Consider the following 15,512-nt stretch of genomic DNA (forward strand, 5'->3'; position numbering starts at 1 on the left):
CAGCGCGGCCACCACCGGCACCGGTGCGGCGGCCGCGACCAGCGGGGTCACGGCCAGCAGCGGCGCGGCGAACACCCCGATGCCGCCGATCCGGTCGCCCCCGGCCCACCGCACCAGCGACCAGAGCCCCCAGGCGGCGACCCCGGCCCAGGCGAGCACGGTCCGGCCCCGGCCCGCGGCCGCCGCCGCGCCGCCGTCCGGCACGCGTTCGCTTTCCGCCATGCTCCCCCGCCCTTCCCCCGCGCCATTCAAGATCATTTTTTATGGCGGCTCACGAGCGCTATCTCCGGGCCCGGCCGCCGTTCCTCCCCGACCATGCCGCCCACTTCTTTTTTGATCTTCGATCAGAAGACCCGTCGCCCTCGGAGGTAATGACGATCGACGCGGAACGGGAGTTGCGTCGGCGAGCCGTGGCGGATCAACTGCGGATCGTCACCGCACCCGCCGGATGCCCTGATTGTCAAGACATAAGGGCATGACCTGCGTCATTCTCATTTTTGAGCTCTTTGTAACCTCTTCTCCGTACCACTACAGTGCCGGGGAACATCGACGGGTTTCTGGTGAAGCGAGGACAGCCGTGAGCGGACGTCATGTCAATGACTTCCCGGAGGGGACGCCGGGCGACGGCGGGCGCGACGCGTCCGGGGCGTCCCGGCCGGTCTTCGGTCCGGCCAACGACGGTTCCTCCGACTGGTTCGCGCCGCGCGACAGCCAGGGCACGCCGATCGGGCCGGACGGCCCGCCCCTCCAGGGCCCGCCCATGCAAGGCCCGCCCCCGCAGGGGCCGCCCATGCAGGGTCCTCCTCCGCAGGGTCCGCCCATGCAGGGTCCGCCCGCACCGGGTCCGGGCGAGTCGTCGGAGACCCCCGAGTGGTTCACCCCGCGCCGTTCGGCCGAGCAGCCCGTCTTCGGGCAGGGCGGGTTCACCGGCGCGTCCGACGCCGGGGGCTACGGCCTGGGCCGCGCGTCCGGCACCCCCGACGGCTACGAGCTGCCCGCCGAACGCGCCCGCGCCGAGGGCCGTCCCGAGACGCGCCCGCAGGAGGCCGCCGCGTTCGGGGCCGCCGCCGCACAGGAGCCCGGCTACGGCGGCTACGACGCGATCAGCCGGTCCGACGAGCGGCCGAGCGGGTTCTTCGGCGGCCGTGCCGGGGACGGCTCCGGCGGTTCGGGCGGCTACGGCGGCGGCTCGGGCGACTACGAGTACGGGCGCCGCCGCAAGAAGCGCAGCGCCGCCGCGTTGATCGGTCCGCTGGCCGGCGCGGTGGGCCTGGCGCTGCTGCTGGGCGTCGGCGTGTACGCGTTCGCCGAGAGCGGGAGCTGCGGCGGCGACGACGCGCTCGCCCTGTCGGTGGCGGTGGCGCCGGAGCTCGAACCCGCCGTGGTGAAGGCCGCCAAGCGGTTCAACGACGCCAAGCACGAGGTCTCCGGCAAGTGCGTCAAGGCCAACGTCACCAAGACCGAGCCCTACTCGGTCGCCACCATGCTGTCGGGCACCGGCGTGCCGACCGACGGCGACCAGCGGCCGGACGTGTGGATCCCCGACTCCTCGCTGTGGGTGTCGCTGGTGCGCGGGTCGGGCAAGGGCCGCGACGCCGTCCAGACCACCCGGACCTCGGTCGCCTCCAGCCCGCTGGTGATCGGCATGCCGCGCACCCTGGCCACCCAGGTCCGCCAGCAGGGCCTCAACACCTCCACGCTGACCTGGGACAGCCTGCTCAAGGTGGTCGGCGGCGTGCAGGGCGGCGGCGTCACCAAGAACCAGATGCTCCCGCCCAACGCGGTGCGGCTGCTGGTGCCCGAGCCGTCCCGCAACACCGCGGGCATGGCCGGTCTGATGGTCACCAACGCGCTGCTGGCCAACGACGCCAACCAGGAGTCGATCTTCACCGGCATCGTGCGGACGGTCCGCGAGAGCACGGTGCCGACGACGCAGGCGCAGTTCCAGCAGTTCCGCAAGGGCCGCACCGGCAGGCAGCCGATCACGCTGTCGTCGGAGCAGGCGCTGTTCAGCTACAACAAGACCAACCCGGCCGAGCCGGCGGTGGCGCTGTACCCGAGCGACGGCACCCTGCTGATGGACCACCCGTTCACGGTGACCGCCAAGGACGGCGACCGGCAGAAGGCCGCCCAGCTGCTCGAACAGGCCATGAACACCGAGAACACGCGCAACGACGTGCGCGAGCTGGGCTTCCGCTCCCCCGACGGCAAGGCCCCCACGGCGTTCTCGGCCCGGCTGGGCGTCAGTCCGTCCCGGCCGTTGCAGCTCCCCGCGCCCAAGCCCACCGAGGTCGTGGGGGTCATGCAGGCCTGGTCGAAGCTGTCGCTGGGCCTGCGGCTGCTGACGCTGATCGACGTGTCGGGCTCGATGGCCGAGAAGGTCGCCCCGACCACCAACCGCATGCAGGCCACCGCGAAGATCGCCCAGGGCGGGCTGAGCATGATGTCCAACGACACCGAGCTCGGCGTGTGGCTGTTCTCCACGAAGATGCAGGGCGACCAGGACTACCGGGAGGCGGTGTCGGTCGGCCCGCTGGGCGAGCGGATCGGCTCGACCACCCGCCGCGGCCTGGTGCTGTCGCAGCTGGCGCAGATGCAGCCGAAGATGGACGGCGACACCGGCCTGTACGACAGCGTGCTGGCGGCGTACAAGCACATGAAGCGCACCTACAAGCCGGAGTTCGGCAACTCGATCCTGCTGCTGACCGACGGCGCCAACGACGACCCCGGCGGCCCGTCCCTCAAGCAGACCCTCGCCGAGCTGCGGGGCCTGCGCGACCCCAACCGGCCGATCCAGGTCAACATGATCGGTTTCGGCAAGGGCGTGGACCCGGACGAGCTGAAGCAGATCGCCGACGCGACCGGCGGCAGCGTGCAGGTCGCGCAGACCCCGCAGGAGATCTCCAAGATCTTCCTGCGGATGCTGTCCCGCCGGATCAAGGAGTAGGAGCGGCGCGGACCGCCCCGGCGCGGGGCGGGGACCGCGGGTCGCACTTGTGGCAGGGCGCCTTCCGGAGCACCGGGGGGCGCCCTGCGCGCTCCCGTCCCGGGCAGATCAGAAATCTCCGATTTTTCTTTGCACCCGGTGTCAACCGGACGCCGGAGCCGCTCGTCAATCTAGTGGAGGCCCGACGGGGAGCGGGGCCGTCGGGCCTCCGACCTTCTCCCCTCCTCCGGCCCGCGACGGAGAGCGACCCGGGATCCCCGGGGACCGCGGGGAGAGGACGGCACTTCCCCATGGGTTCCGTTCCGGAGCCCTGACGGCTCCACGCCTCAGTTCGCGGGAGGACCATCGTGTCCGCTTGGCCCAGTCTCGACCGCGTTGACGACCAGCGCCTGGCGCTGTCCCTGGCCGCCGGGAATCCGGGCGCGCTCCCCCAGATCGTCGACCACTACGCCACCCGGCTGTTCGACTACTGCCACGCCCTGCTGCGCGACAGCGACGCGGCGGCGGGCGCGCTGCACGACGCGTTCCTGGCCGCGCACGCCCACGCCGGGCGGCTGCGCGAGCCCGCGTGGTTCCGCGGCTGGCTGTACGCGCTGGTCCGCAACGAGTGCCTGCGCCTGCTGCGCGACCCGGACCGGCCCGCCGAGCGCCACGAGGCCCCCGAGGTGCACGACGTCTTCCTCGACGCCGCCGAACGCGCGCAACGCCTGGAGACCCGGCGGCTGGTGCACGGCGCGCTGGCGGGGCTGCGCGGCCGCGAACGCGAGGCGCTGGACCTGATGCTGCGACACGGCCTGGACACCGGCGAGATCGCCGGGGTGCTGGCGCTGGACGAGGGCGGGGCCGCCGAGCTGGTCGCCGCCGCGCGCCGCCGCCTGGACGACGCGCTGGCCGCCGCCGTGATCGTGCGGACCGGCGCGGGCGACTGCCCGACCGTGGCGACGCTGGCCGACGCCGACGCGCCCCTGGACGGGCCGCTCGGCGACGAGGCGGCCCGCCGGGTGGTCCGGCACATCGAGTCCTGCCCGATCTGCGCCGACCGCTGCGACCGCACGGTCTCGACGGTGCGGCTGCTCCAGGTGCTCCCGGTCGCGCTGATGCCGCCCGAGCTGCGCAACCACGTCCTGGCGGACGCGGCCTCCCCGGAGACCGCCGGGATGCGCATCGCGGTCGCCGCGCGGGCCGAGCCGTTCGACGAGGAGGGCTGGCCGCTGCCGGTGGAGACCGCGCCGCGCCCCGAAGCCCCCGGCCGGTCCGTTCCGCCGCGCCTGTGGCCCGCCGTCGCCGCGGCGGCCGCGGTGATCCTGATGGTGGCGGGCGCGTTCGCGCTGATGCCCGACTCGGGCCGCGAGCGCACCGGCGCCCAGCACCCCTCCCCCACCGCCCCGGCCGAGGTCCCCGCCGATCCGGAGCGCACCCCGGGGGACCCGCCGACGACCGTGGTGTCCCCCACCGTCACGCCCACCCGGACGACGCCGTCGCGGACCCCGTCCGGCACGCCGTCGCCGACGCGCCGCCCGCCCAGCCGCAGCCCCCGGCCCCCGGCCACGTCCGGCCCTCCCGAGGCCGCCGGCCACCTCGGTGTGAGCGGCTGTTCGATCCCCGCCGGGCAGACCTCCTGCCCGATCTCCGTCACCGCCGTGAACGGCCCGGTGAGCTGGTCGGTCACCGGCGCGCTCAACGTGTCGGCGGCCGGCGGCGGCCGGCTGCGCGCGGGGCAGGGCGCCTCCGTCCGGGCGACGCGCACCGGTCCGTGCGAGGGCGAGGGCGGCAGCGGCGTGGTCCGGTTCGCGCCCTCCGGCACGGCGACGGTCACGTGGCGGTGCGCGGAGAACGGTCCTCCGGACGACCGTGAGCCGCGCCCCGTTCGCTGATCCGATCCACCCCGGAACACCCCTGCGGCCAAACGAGACCCAGATCACATTCGGCCCGCAAAAGCGGTGGTCATCGCGGGGTGACGAGCACAGCGCGTACCCGTGAGATCACGCGTCAACGCCCTCCGAGAGGAAATATCCCAACATCGGTGGCAGTATCGGGCAACCAAAGCGGCCCCCGGGCGTCGTCCCGGGTCCCGCTCGCAAGGGGGGACTGTCCGAGACACCGACGTATCTGGAGGATCTTCGTGGCCGGTGGGCCTGGGCCCGGTCGGTTCGACGACCCCCGCCTGGCGGAGTCGCTGCGCGCCGGGGACGCCATCGCGCTGACCAAGGTCTACGACACCTACGCGCCGTTCCTGTTCGACTACTGCCACGGCCTGCTGCGCGATCGCGTGGAGGCGGCGGGGGCGCTGCGCGGCTGCCTGGTGGCGGCGCGCGAACACGTGGGCGGACTGCGGGAACCCGAACGACTGCGCGGCTGGCTGTACGCGGTCGCCCGCAAGGAGTGCATGCGGCGGCGCGACAACCCCTCCGGGGGATCGGGCCAGGAGGCGCCCGAGGTCGACGACGGCCTGTCGGAGATGCGGCGCGCCCGGCGCGCCGAACGGCGGATGCTCACCCACAGCATGCTCGCCGCGCTGACCGGGCGGCAGCGCGAGGTCGTCGACCTGGCGGTGCGGCACGAGCTGGACGCGGGGGATCTGGCCGGGATCTTCGGGCTGCCGGAGCCGGAGGCCGAGCGGATGCTGGCCGGCGCCCTGCGCGACCTCGACGAGGCCGCCCGCGCGGTGGCGATCGCGCACGCGCTGCGGGACGAGTGCCCCAGCCTGGCGCCGCTCACCGCGTCGTGGCCGCTGTCGCCGGGGGACGCGCGTTCGCTGGTGCGGCACGTGGCGTCCTGCCCGACGTGCCACGGGCAGCAGGTCACGCCGCCGCCCGCCGACCGCCTGCTGGCGGTGCTGCCGGTCGCGGCGGTCCCGCCGGACCTGCGGCTGGAGACGCTGACCACCGCCACCCACCCCGACCGCGCCGAGACCCGCGCCGCCATCGCCGCGGCGGCCGAGCCGTTCGACCACCGCGGCTGGCCGCTGCCCTACGAGCCGCACCCGGCGGCCGCGCCCGAACGGCGGCGGCGCGGCCGGACGCTGGCGGCCGTCGGCGGCGGGATCGCGGCGGTGGCGCTGCTCGGGGTGACGCTGACGGCGTTCACCGGCGGCGACCAGACCACGAACTCGGCGGCGCGGGGACCGCTGCGGGTCTCCGTCCCCTCGACCACCCCGCACCCGTCGTCGCCGGACCTGCCGCCCAGCGAGACACCGACGCCCACGCCGTCCTCCTCGTCGCCGACGCCGACCAAGAGCGCGACGCCGTCCAAGAGCCCGACGCCCACGCCGTCCGCGTCGTCCACGTCGTCGACGCCGCCGGGCACGCCGACGACCAGGCCCCCGACGACCACCAGGCCGCCCGCGCCGCCGACGCCGGGACGGCTCGCCGTGTCGGGCTGCTCGATGGGCGTGTCGGAGTCCTGCGCGGTCACCATCACCGCCGTGGACGGCCCGGTGGACTGGCGCGTGACCGGGACCTCCGGGAGGCTGCGCGCGTACGGCTCGGGCCGGCTCGCCGCCGGGGAGTCGACGCGGGTGCGGGTGGAGCGGACCAACGACTTCTGCTGGGGCCGCAGGACCGGCTCGGTGTCGTTCGCGCCGGGCGGGTCCGCGTCGGTCTCCTACTGCTGACCCGTCGACCGTCCTTCCGCCGACGGAGCCGGGGCGGCGTGGTGCGGCATGATCCGCCCCGGCTCACCTTCCGCCGACGCCCCCGGGGGCTACCAGGGGGAGCGCTCGTCCAGGGTCCGGTGGGCACGGTCCAGCAGCACCGGCACCGCGTCGCCGATCCGGTCGAAGCCCTCGCCGACGGTGGCGTTCTGCAGGTAGCGGGCGTGGATGCCCTCCAGGATCACCGCCAGCTTGAAGCACGCGAACGCCACGTAGAAGTCCATCTCCGACAGGTCGAACCCGGTGAGCGCGGCGTACCGCTCGGCGAACTCACGGCGGGTGTGGAAGCCGGGCGCGGTGGTGATGGTCGCGCCGACCGGCAGCAGCTCGGCGTCGCCCGCCTCGGCCCAGTAGACCAGCGTGAGGCCGAGGTCGGACAGCGGGTCGCCGAGGGTGGACATCTCCCAGTCCACGACGGCGGCGATCTCCGGGCGGGGCTCCAGCCGGGCCAGCGCGTTGTCCAGCCGGAAGTCGCCGTGGACCAGGCGGGCGGGGGCGTCGGCGGGCAGGCGCTCGGCCAGCCGGGACACCAGCCGGTCGTACTCGGGCAGGTCGTGGACGTTGCCGGTGGCGCGGATCGCCTCCTGGGAGGCGTCCCACTGCTTGCCCCAGCGCTTGAGCTGGCGGGTCATGTACCCGCCCGGACGGCCGAAGTCGCCCAGCCCGACGGCCTCGACGTCCACGGTGTGCACGGCCGCCAGCGCCGTCGCGAGGGCCTCGGAGAGCCCGCCCGCCTGCCCGGGGGTGAGGTCGGCGGCGTCCTCGACGGTGCGCAGCACCCGCCCCTCGACGTAGTCCATCAGGTAGAACCGCGCGCCGATGACGTCCTCGTCCTCGCAGAACGCGAGCGTCGTCGGCACCGGGACGTCGCTGCCCGCGCCGAGCGCCGACAGCACCCGGTACTCGCGGCCCATGTCGTGCGCGGTCGGCAGCACGTGCCCGAGCGGCGGCCGGCGCAGAACGATCCTGCGCCCGCCGTCCAGCGTGATCCCGTAGGTCAGGTTGGAGCGGCCACCGGCGATCAGGTCGATGGCGGTGATCCGTCCGGTGCCGGGCAGGGCGCGCGCCAACCAGTCCGCCAGGCGGGGGACATCGATGCCGGGGACCCCGGCGGGGAGTTCAGCGTCAACCGTCATGACGCCTTATTAGAACGTGACTCGGTTCGCGCTGGGAACCCCACCCCCGGGAAAGCACGGCCCGGCCGCGCCGGAACTGTCCGGCCACTTCCGGCCGTCGGCCGAAAATTTTTTACACGACTCGGTGATCCCATCCTGACCAGGGAGGATGCCGCCCCAGACCGACATGCCCACTACACCGCGTGAAGAAAACGTCGTACCCAGGTGGATATGGGGAGCCGAGGGGGTACGCATCTGCGACAGCACCGGAGTAAACCGGATCTCTTGGATTTTCGAGCCGGAAGGCCCCATGCCGGTCCACCGTCACGCCTGGGGCGTTCGACCGGTCCGGGGCCGTACCGCCCGATTGGGGGGGACGCATCGTGGCTGACGCATGGCTGCCCGAAGCCGGCCGGTTGCCGGCCCGCACCGACGGTGGCGCGTTGGGGGGAGGAGCGCCCCGAGCGGTCTGGTTCAGCAGCGAGTCGGACGCCCGCACGATCTCGGCCCGTTCGGTGGCCGCCGACCTCGCCCGCGCCGACCGGGCCCCGCACCTGGTCTGGAATCCCTGGAGCGGCGAGTTCGTCCAGCTGCTGCCCATCGTCCGCGCCGCCCGGATGCTGGACGCGGTGGGACGCGAGGGCCGGGTCTGCGCGCAGATCATGGTGGTGGGGCAGGCGCGCGACCCGTTCACCGGGACCCCGCTGAACGGCCTGGACCCGCTCATGGCCTGGCTGGACTCCTGGGGCGTGGCCCGCCGCTGGCCCGCCGGGCCACCGCTGCCGACGCCGCAGTCCTACCAGGCCCGCCGCGACCGCCGTAGCTGGGCCCGGGGCGGCCACTTCGGCGCCTCCCAGGTCCCGGGCGCCGACCGCCCCGACCCCGGCGGCATCGACATCCGCCGCGTCACCGGCCCCGAGACCCCGGTCGCGCCGATCCCCCGCCCCCGCCCCTCCGTGGGCCAGCCCGGCGGAAGCCCTCCGGCCCCGGCGTCCCCGCTGCACAACGGGATCCTGCCGCCGTCCCCTCCGGTGCTGGAGGTCCCGGTCCCCGAACCGGCCAACGCCCGCTCCTGACGCGCCACGGCGCGCTCAGCGGTCCCGGCGCTCCGCCGCCAGCCCGCGGATCACGGCGCAGCCCCGGCGGAGCTCGGTCAGGTTCGCCGCCGCGCCGTAACCGATGATCAGGCCGCCGGCGCGCTCGGGACCGGCGTGGTGGCGCCGCAGGGTGTCGACCAGGACGCCGCGCCGCCGCGCCGCCTCGGCGAGGCGCGCGGCCTCCTCCGGGGAGGTCTCCACGACCACGTGCAGGCCCGCCGTGTCGCCGCGCAGGCGCAGGCCGCCCAGGGCCTCCGCCACGGCGGCGCGGCGGCGGGCGTACTCGGCGCGCATCCGGCGGACGTAGCGGTCCAGGTCGCCGCGTTCCAGCAGCAACCGCATCGCCTCCTGCGGGACGACGGCCGTGCGGTCGTTGAGGTCCCGGCGGCGGTGCGCGATCGCCGTCACCAGGTCGGGGCGGGCCACCAGCCAGCCGACGCCCACGTCCGAGGTGAGGATCTTGGAGGTGGTGCCGAGGTAGACGACCACCTCCGGGTCCAGCCCGTACAGGGCGGGCAGCGGCGCGACGTCGTAGCGGAACTCCCCGTCGTAGTCGTCCTCGGCGACCAGCGCCCCGGTCCGCCGCGCCCACGCCAGCAACGCCTGCCGGCGCGGCACCGGCAGCACCCCGCCCAGCGGGTACTGGTGCGACGGCGTCGTGTAGACCAGCCGCAGGTCGCCCGGCAGCGCGTCCACGACCAGGCCGTGCTCGTCGACGGGACAGGGCACCAGCGTGAGGCCGCGTCCCGCCAGCACGGCCTTGGCCCCGGTGTAGCCGGGCTCCTCGACACCGACCCGGTCGCCGGGCCGCAGCACCGTCGCCGCGAGCATGTCCAGGCCGTTGGTCGCGCCCCGCGTCACCAGCACCCGTTCGGCGGTGCACGCCACGCCCCGGCCGCGCCGCACGTGGTCGGCCAGTGCGGCGCGCAGCCCCGGCAGGCCGTGCGGATCGGGGCGGCTGACGCGTTCCACGGTCGCCGCCAGCCGCCAGGCCCGCCGCCACGCGGGGGTGTCCAGCGCGCCGATCCACGGCACCCCCGGCCGCAGGTCCACCATCCCGGCGGCGTCCTCGGCGGCACCGGGCGCCGGAGCGGGCCCGGCGGGCTCGGGGACGACGGTGATCGCGCTGACGAACGTCCCCGACCCGTGCCGCCCCTCCAGCCAGCCCTCGGCGTACAGCTGCTCGTACGCCTCGGTCACCACGGTCCGGCTGACCCCGAGCACCCCGGCCAGCGCGCGGCTGGAGGGAAGGCGCTCCCCGGCCGCCAGCCGCCCCTCCCGCATGGCGGCGCGCAACTGCCCCACCAGCTGGGCGCTCATCGGCTCCCCGCGCCCCCGGTCCACGACCAGCGGCAGATCGATCACGGCACGCGACAAAGTGGTCTCCCGCAAAAACATCCGAGTGGCTCTAAGCACCAGGCCACTTCGTCCCTACCGTAGTCGGGCATGAGCACGCCCCTCTCCCCCACCGAACGCACCCGCGTCCGCCGCATCCGCGAACGGGCCCGCTCCGACCGCGCCGACCTGTACGCCGTCCTGGACGAGGGCATGGTCTGCCACCTAGGCGTGGTCGTCGACGGCACGCCGCGCGTGATCCCGACCGCCTACGGGCGCTCCGGCGACACCCTCTACCTGCACGGCTCCACCGGCGCGGCGAGCCTGCGCTCCGGCGCGGCCCAGGAGATCTGCGTGACCGTCACACACCTGGACGGGATCGTGGTGGCGCGTTCGCTGTTCCACCACTCGCTCAACTACCGCAGCGCCGTCGTCTACGGGACGCCGCGCGCCCTCACCGACCCCGCCGATAAGCTCACCGCCCTCCAGGCGATCACCGAGCACCTCGTCCCCGGCCAGTGGGACGCCCTGCGCCCGCCCTCCCCCAAGGAGCTGGCGGCCACCGCCCTGCTGGCCCTCCCGCTGGACGAGGCGTCGGTGAAGATCCGCCAGGGCCCGCCCACCGACGAGGAGGAGGACTACGCGCTGCCGGTGTGGGCGGGCGTCATCCCGGTGCGGCAGGAGTTCGGCGCCCCCGAGCCCGACCCCCGGCTGCGCCCCGGCGTCCCGGTCCCGCCCCACCTGACCAGGTGATCCCTCCCCCCGCCCGCACCGTCTGTCAATGTCCGGGACGGCCCCTTAGGGTCGTAGCCTGACAGGGGACCGGATCAGTGGAGGCCAGGCCCGCCACGACGGGCGTCGCGGCGGTTCTCGCCCCCACCGGCCGCCACCGTGCGCGGTCCCCGTCTGACAGAGCGAGAGCTACCGCAGGTGAGAGGGCAGATGGTCGTGGAGAAGCTGGTGTGGGTCGACTGCGAGATGACGGGCCTCGACCTCCGCAGGGACGCGTTGATCGAGATCGCCGCGTTGGTGACCGACAGCGAGCTGAACATCCTCGACGAGGGCGTCGATCTGGTGATCAAGCCCCCGCAGGAGGCCCTGGAGCAGATGTCGAAGATCGTCCGCGACATGCACACCTCCTCCGGCCTGCTGGACGTGCTGCCGGGCGGCGTCACCCTCGCCGAGGCCGAGGAGGCCGTGCTGTCCTACGTCCGCTCGCACGTCAAGGACCCCAAGAAGGCCCCGCTGTGCGGCAACTCCATCGCCACGGACCGCTCGTTCCTGGCCCGCGACATGCCCGCCCTGGACTCCCACCTGCACTACCGGATGGTCGACGTCTCCTCCATCAAGGAGCTGGCCCGCCGCTGGTACCCGCGCGTCTACTTCGCCAGCCCGGAGAAGAAGGGCGGCCACCGCGCCCTGGCCGACATCACCGAGTCCATCCAGGAACTCCGCTACTACCGCGCGGCCCTGTTCGTCCCCCAGCCCGGCCCCGACTCCGAGACCGCCCGCGCCCTCGCCGCCCGCATCATCGCCGAGGCGTGACCGGCCCCTCCCCGAGCCAGGTCGAACCACCCTCCCGAACCCGCTATGCTTACATCTGCCGGAAGCGATTCCGGCCCTGGTGGGTGTAGCTCAGCTGGCAGAGCACTTGGTTGTGGTCCAAGATGTCGGGGGTTCAAGTCCCCTCACTCACCCCAACGAAAGGCCCTGGTCATCATGATGACCAGGGCCTTCGTCGTTCTCGGGTCAGAGGGACTCCAGGTGGCGGGCCGTCTCCCGGGCTCGTTTCGCCAGGTCGTCGTCGCCCTCGGTGTGGGAGCGGATCGCCGGGAGGGCCGGGAGGGCCGCCTTTCCCATCGACGTCAGGGCGTGCAGGACGCGCATGGGGTCGTTCGGGATCTGGGGGATCAGGGTCGGCAGGGCCTCGTCGGGGTCGCGCGTGATGTGCCACAGGGCGTCGGCCGCCGCCACGCGGAGGGCGTCCACCGGTGAGGTGTCCCGGTGGACGCGCAGGGCCGGGGCCGCCGCGCGGGCTCGGGGGCCCAGCTCTCCCAGCCAGCCGCAGGCGTTGCAGTCGTAGCGCCATCCCCGGCGTCCCTCCTGGCGGCCGTGGACGTCGCAGCGGGACAGGACGCCCAGGAGCAGGGCCACGATCTCGGGATCGGCCCGCTCGCCCAGGCCCATGAGGGCGCGGATCGCCGCCAGGGCGGTCTCCAGGTCCGGGCCGGCGGCGACCTCGCGCAGGACCGTCAGGGCCCGTTCGTCGGTCAGGGCGCGTCTGCGCAGGAAGCCGCAGGCCCGCGCGGCGGCCTCCAGCGCCTCGGGGTCGGGGTGTGCCAGCAGGTCGCGGGACAGGCGTTCCAGGATGCCGATCACCTCGGGGACCGCCTCGGCGCCGCCCGGCCAGTCGGCCGTGCCCTTCAGGAGCTCCTCGATCTCGGCCGGGGCCGTGGTCTCGGCCAGGCGGGCGCGGACGTGCGGCCAGAGCGCGTCGGCGAACGCCTTCGCCTCCCGCAGCGGCAGGCGCGCCGCCTCGCCCGCGGAGATCCTCCGTTGGAGCGTGGGAACGCAGCGCGGGTCGGCGCGGTGGGTGAGCAGCAGCAGGGCCCTGCCCGACAGTTCCGGATCGTCGAGCGCTTCGACCAGGGCGCCGGCGTAGGCGTCGTCGGGGTACAGGGCGTGGGCCTTGAGCGCCGTCCTGCGGACGTCCGGGTCGGGGTGGGCCAGCAGGGCCGTCACGGCGGACGCCTGGCGGCGGTGCTCCTCGCGGTCGTCGCGGAAGAGCCGGTCGGCGGCCTGCACCAGGACGGCGGCCGACGAGGCGGGCAGAGCGCCGTTCCACAGCAGCGGGAACATGCGGTCCAGCCAGCGCGAACGCAGCTCCGGCGAACGCCACAGCCAGCTGTCCACCGCCTCCACCGGGCCGCTCCACTCCGGATCGCACCAGGCGAGCTCCCGCAGGGCCGCGCCCGCCTCGCCCGCGCACAGCGTCAGGGCGTCGAGCACCGGGTCGTCCACGGCCGGGGGCGCGTGGAGGAGGAACGCCAGCGCCGCGCCCAGCGACGACGCCGGATCGGCGTCCAGGCGGCGGCGCAGCAGGGTCCCGACCTCGGGGTCGTCCGCGTACGGTCCCAGCGCCACCAGCAGGCCGAGGCGCGTCGGAGCGTCCGGTTCCCGCTCGATCCGGGCCGCCACCGCCGGGACCATCCGCGCGGACCGGACGTACGCCAGCACCACGGCCAGGATCCGCCGGATGCCGGCGTCGGGGTGCGCCAGCCGTTCCAGCAGCGCGGGCAGCCCGGCGTCGCGGGTGCGGCACAGGGCGTCCGTCCACTCCCCCAGCGGATCGAACCCCTCGGCGTCGGCCGGCACCTCCAGGTCGTCCAGCAGCGCGTCCAACGCCGCCCCGCTGCGCCGCCCCGGCTCGTCCAGATCGACGTCGAAGTCCCGGTAGACGACCGCCTCCCAGTCGAACCCCATGGTCTCCACGCCGCGCACCCTAACCCGGATCACGCGGACACAGCGATCGGGTTTTGCCCAGATGAGGGTGTAAACACCCGGTGCCCGGACACCTCTCGCGAGGAGGACAGAACGTCGAGAGGAGCTCCATGAAGATCGGGTACAAGCTGCTGGCCGAGGGCTACGACCCCAAGGAGATCGTCCGGCAGGCGGTGGCCGCCGAACGCGCCGGGTTCGACTTCGTCGAGGTCAGCGACCACTACCATCCCTGGCTCGCGGAGCAGGGGCATTCGGGGTTCGCCTGGGCGATGCTGGCGAACGCCGCGGCGAAGACCGAGCGGATCACCCTGATGACGGGCGTGACCTGCCCGACGATGCGGTACCACCCGGCGATCGTCGCGCAGGCCGCGGCGACGCTGGCGATCCTGAGCGACGGGCGGTTCAAGCTCGGCGTCGGATCCGGCGAACGCCTCAACGAGCACGTCATCGGCGGCGGCTGGCCCGCCGTGCACGTGCGGCAGGAGATGCTCCGCGAGGCACTGGAGATCATCCGGCTGCTGTGGTCGGGCGGCTACCACTCCTACGACGGCCAGTATCTGGAGATCGCCGAGGCGCGGGTGTTCGACCTGCCGGCGGAGCTTCCGGAGATCGTCGTGGCGGCGGGCGGCCCCAAGGCCGCGAAGATCGCCGCCGATCTCGGGGACGGGATCTTCAACACCGAGGACGACCCCTCGGTCCTGGAGACCTACGCCTCCGAGGGCGGCAAGGGGCCGCGCTACTGCGAGGTGATGATGTCCTACGCCGGGCGCGAGCAGGACGCGGTCGCGGCGGCGCGGGAGAAGATGCGGTTCGGGCTGACCGGCTGGAAGGTGATGGCCGAACTGCCCAACCCGGGCAGCTTCGACGCGGCCACCGCCACTGTCACCGAGGATGACATCCGTCAGAACTTCAGTTGCGGACCCGACCCCGAAAGCCACATCAAGTCCGTCCAGAATTACGTGAATGCCGGTTTCGACCATCTGACGTTGGCGAACGCCGGTCCCGACGTCGACGGCTTCTTCGAGTTCTTCACCAGCGAGCTCCAGGGCCCGCTGCGCGAGCTCAAGACCGCGTGAAGCCCCGCCGCACCGGGCCTCCGGACGCGTTCACCGGCGTTCGGGGGCCCCGCGGACGCGCCACCGTCCGTTATCCGGAAGTCCCCGAACGGCCGCCCCGTCCGCCCGGCACATTGGATCTGGGTGATCGGGCAGTTATGCTCCGACCTTATAAATGCCAATGGCACCCCAAGGGTGAACGCCGGAGACCGGATGAGTGTCGACGAAACGGCCCCGCTGCGCGTTCTGGTGGTGGACGGTGACCCCCGTGTCCGCGCCAGCGTGGTGTCGCTGCTCGAAAGCAGCGACGAACTTCAGGTGATCGCCGAGACCGACGGCGGTTCCGACGCGGTCGACCTGGCCGAACGACTACGCCCCGACGTCGTGCTGCTGGCCGCCGACGCCGCCCGCACCGGGCACACCGCCCCGCTGAGCCGCGCCTCCCGGGTGTTCGTGCTCGCCGATCCCGAGGACCGTGGAACGGTCGAGGTCGCGATCCGGGCGGGCGCGTGCGGGCACCTGGTGCCGGGCGCGTTCACGGTCGGCGACCTGATCCGCGGCATCCGCGACGCCAGCCGGGTCAGCCTGGGGCTGTCGGCGCGCGAGGCCGAGGTCATGGACCTGATCGCCAGCGGCCGCTCCAACGGGGAGATCGCCCGCCAGCTGTTCCTGAGCGAGAAGACCGTCAAGAACCACGTCAACCGCATCTATTCCAAGCTCGGCGTGTCCTCCCGCGCCACCGCCATCGCCCTGTGGCGGGGCATGGTGAGCGTGCTGCCGGGCAAGGACTGAGACGGCCGGTCACAGGCC

At 73.9% G+C, this 15,512-nt stretch carries 12 protein-coding genes and 1 tRNA gene; 9 read left to right on the forward strand and 4 right to left on the reverse strand.

Annotated features, from left to right (window positions below; all coding sequences use genetic code 11):
- On the reverse strand, nt 1–222 hold a 222-nt coding region (locus AKI01S_RS00005; RefSeq protein ID WP_218009501.1), incomplete at its 3' end, for a hypothetical protein.
- A gap of 355 nt (nt 223–577) precedes the next feature.
- Here AKI01S_RS00005 and AKI01S_RS00010 point away from each other — a divergent pair.
- The 3 genes from AKI01S_RS00010 (at nt 578) to AKI01S_RS00020 (ending at nt 6,560) form a co-directional block, all read left to right on the forward strand.
- The gene (locus tag AKI01S_RS00010) at nt 578–2,947 is read left to right on the forward strand and encodes an extracellular solute-binding protein (protein WP_067810635.1); all 2,370 of its coding nucleotides are present in this window, start codon (nt 578–580) and stop codon (nt 2,945–2,947) included.
- A gap of 347 nt (nt 2,948–3,294) precedes the next feature.
- On the forward strand, nt 3,295–4,821 hold the full coding sequence (locus AKI01S_RS00015; RefSeq protein WP_067810643.1) for a sigma-70 family RNA polymerase sigma factor: 1,527 nt from the start codon (nt 3,295–3,297) through the stop codon (nt 4,819–4,821).
- Nucleotides 4,822–5,069: 248 nt separating this feature from the next.
- Nucleotides 5,070–6,560, forward strand: coding sequence for an RNA polymerase sigma factor (locus AKI01S_RS00020; protein WP_067810646.1), 1,491 nt, complete (start codon nt 5,070–5,072; stop codon nt 6,558–6,560).
- Between the two features lie 89 nt (nt 6,561–6,649).
- Here the strand turns inward: AKI01S_RS00020 and AKI01S_RS00025 are convergent, their stop codons facing one another.
- Nucleotides 6,650–7,735: a phosphotransferase family protein gene (locus AKI01S_RS00025; protein ID WP_067810650.1), complete on the reverse strand. Its 1,086-nt coding sequence runs from the start codon at nt 7,733–7,735 to the stop codon at nt 6,650–6,652.
- 362 nt (nt 7,736–8,097) lie between these two features.
- Between AKI01S_RS00025 and AKI01S_RS00030 the strand changes: the two genes are divergently transcribed.
- Nucleotides 8,098–8,790 carry a hypothetical protein gene (locus AKI01S_RS00030; RefSeq protein ID WP_067810657.1) on the forward strand — a complete coding sequence of 231 codons (693 nt, stop codon included), beginning with the start codon at nt 8,098–8,100 and terminating at the stop codon, nt 8,788–8,790.
- A gap of 15 nt (nt 8,791–8,805) precedes the next feature.
- Here the strand turns inward: AKI01S_RS00030 and pdxR are convergent, their stop codons facing one another.
- Nucleotides 8,806–10,176, reverse strand: coding sequence for a MocR-like pyridoxine biosynthesis transcription factor PdxR (pdxR, locus tag AKI01S_RS00035; RefSeq protein ID WP_245681421.1), 1,371 nt, complete (start codon nt 10,174–10,176; stop codon nt 8,806–8,808).
- 81 nt (nt 10,177–10,257) lie between these two features.
- On the opposite strand from pdxR, the gene AKI01S_RS00040 reads away from it, so the two are divergent.
- The 3 genes from AKI01S_RS00040 to AKI01S_RS00050 all read left to right on the forward strand — a co-directional run bounded on the left by AKI01S_RS00040 (nt 10,258) and on the right by AKI01S_RS00050 (nt 11,846).
- A complete protein-coding gene (locus AKI01S_RS00040; RefSeq protein ID WP_067810662.1) occupies nt 10,258–10,899 on the forward strand; it encodes a pyridoxamine 5'-phosphate oxidase family protein in 642 nt (213 codons plus the stop codon).
- A 189-nt stretch (nt 10,900–11,088) separates the two neighbouring features.
- A complete protein-coding gene (orn, locus tag AKI01S_RS00045) occupies nt 11,089–11,691 on the forward strand; it encodes an oligoribonuclease (RefSeq protein ID WP_067810665.1) in 603 nt (200 codons plus the stop codon).
- Between the two features lie 79 nt (nt 11,692–11,770).
- Nucleotides 11,771–11,846: transfer RNA gene (locus AKI01S_RS00050), tRNA-His, on the forward strand.
- Between the two features lie 49 nt (nt 11,847–11,895).
- Here the strand turns inward: AKI01S_RS00050 and AKI01S_RS54125 are convergent.
- Entirely contained in the window at nt 11,896–13,638 is a 1,743-nt protein-coding gene (locus AKI01S_RS54125) for a hypothetical protein (protein ID WP_157419541.1), read from the reverse strand.
- Between the two features lie 119 nt (nt 13,639–13,757).
- Here AKI01S_RS54125 and AKI01S_RS00060 point away from each other — a divergent pair, with 119 nt between their 5' ends.
- Nucleotides 13,758–14,723, forward strand: a complete 966-nt coding sequence (locus AKI01S_RS00060; RefSeq protein ID WP_067810675.1) for a TIGR03557 family F420-dependent LLM class oxidoreductase — start codon at nt 13,758–13,760, stop codon at nt 14,721–14,723.
- A 192-nt stretch (nt 14,724–14,915) separates the two neighbouring features.
- Nucleotides 14,916–15,494, forward strand: a complete 579-nt coding sequence (locus AKI01S_RS00065; protein WP_067810678.1) for a response regulator transcription factor — start codon at nt 14,916–14,918, stop codon at nt 15,492–15,494.
- The last annotated feature ends 18 nt before the right edge of the window (nt 15,495–15,512 follow it).

Origin of the sequence: Actinomadura kijaniata NBRC 14229 (assembly GCF_001552175.1) — a bacterium.
Classification (GTDB): domain Bacteria; phylum Actinomycetota; class Actinomycetes; order Streptosporangiales; family Streptosporangiaceae; genus Spirillospora; species Spirillospora kijaniata.

Excerpts from the sequence above, each read along its gene's own strand:
- AKI01S_RS00025 (WP_067810650.1), bottom strand. The coding sequence starts at position 7,735 with ATGACGGTTGACGCTGAACTCCCCGCCGGGGTCCCCGGCATCGATGTC.
- orn (WP_067810665.1), top strand. The coding sequence starts at position 11,089 with ATGGTCGTGGAGAAGCTGGTGTGGGTCGACTGCGAGATGACGGGCCTC.
- AKI01S_RS00065 (WP_067810678.1), top strand. The coding sequence starts at position 14,916 with ATGAGTGTCGACGAAACGGCCCCGCTGCGCGTTCTGGTGGTGGACGGT.
- AKI01S_RS00040 (WP_067810662.1), top strand. The coding sequence starts at position 10,258 with ATGAGCACGCCCCTCTCCCCCACCGAACGCACCCGCGTCCGCCGCATC.
- AKI01S_RS00060 (WP_067810675.1), top strand. The coding sequence starts at position 13,758 with ATGAAGATCGGGTACAAGCTGCTGGCCGAGGGCTACGACCCCAAGGAG.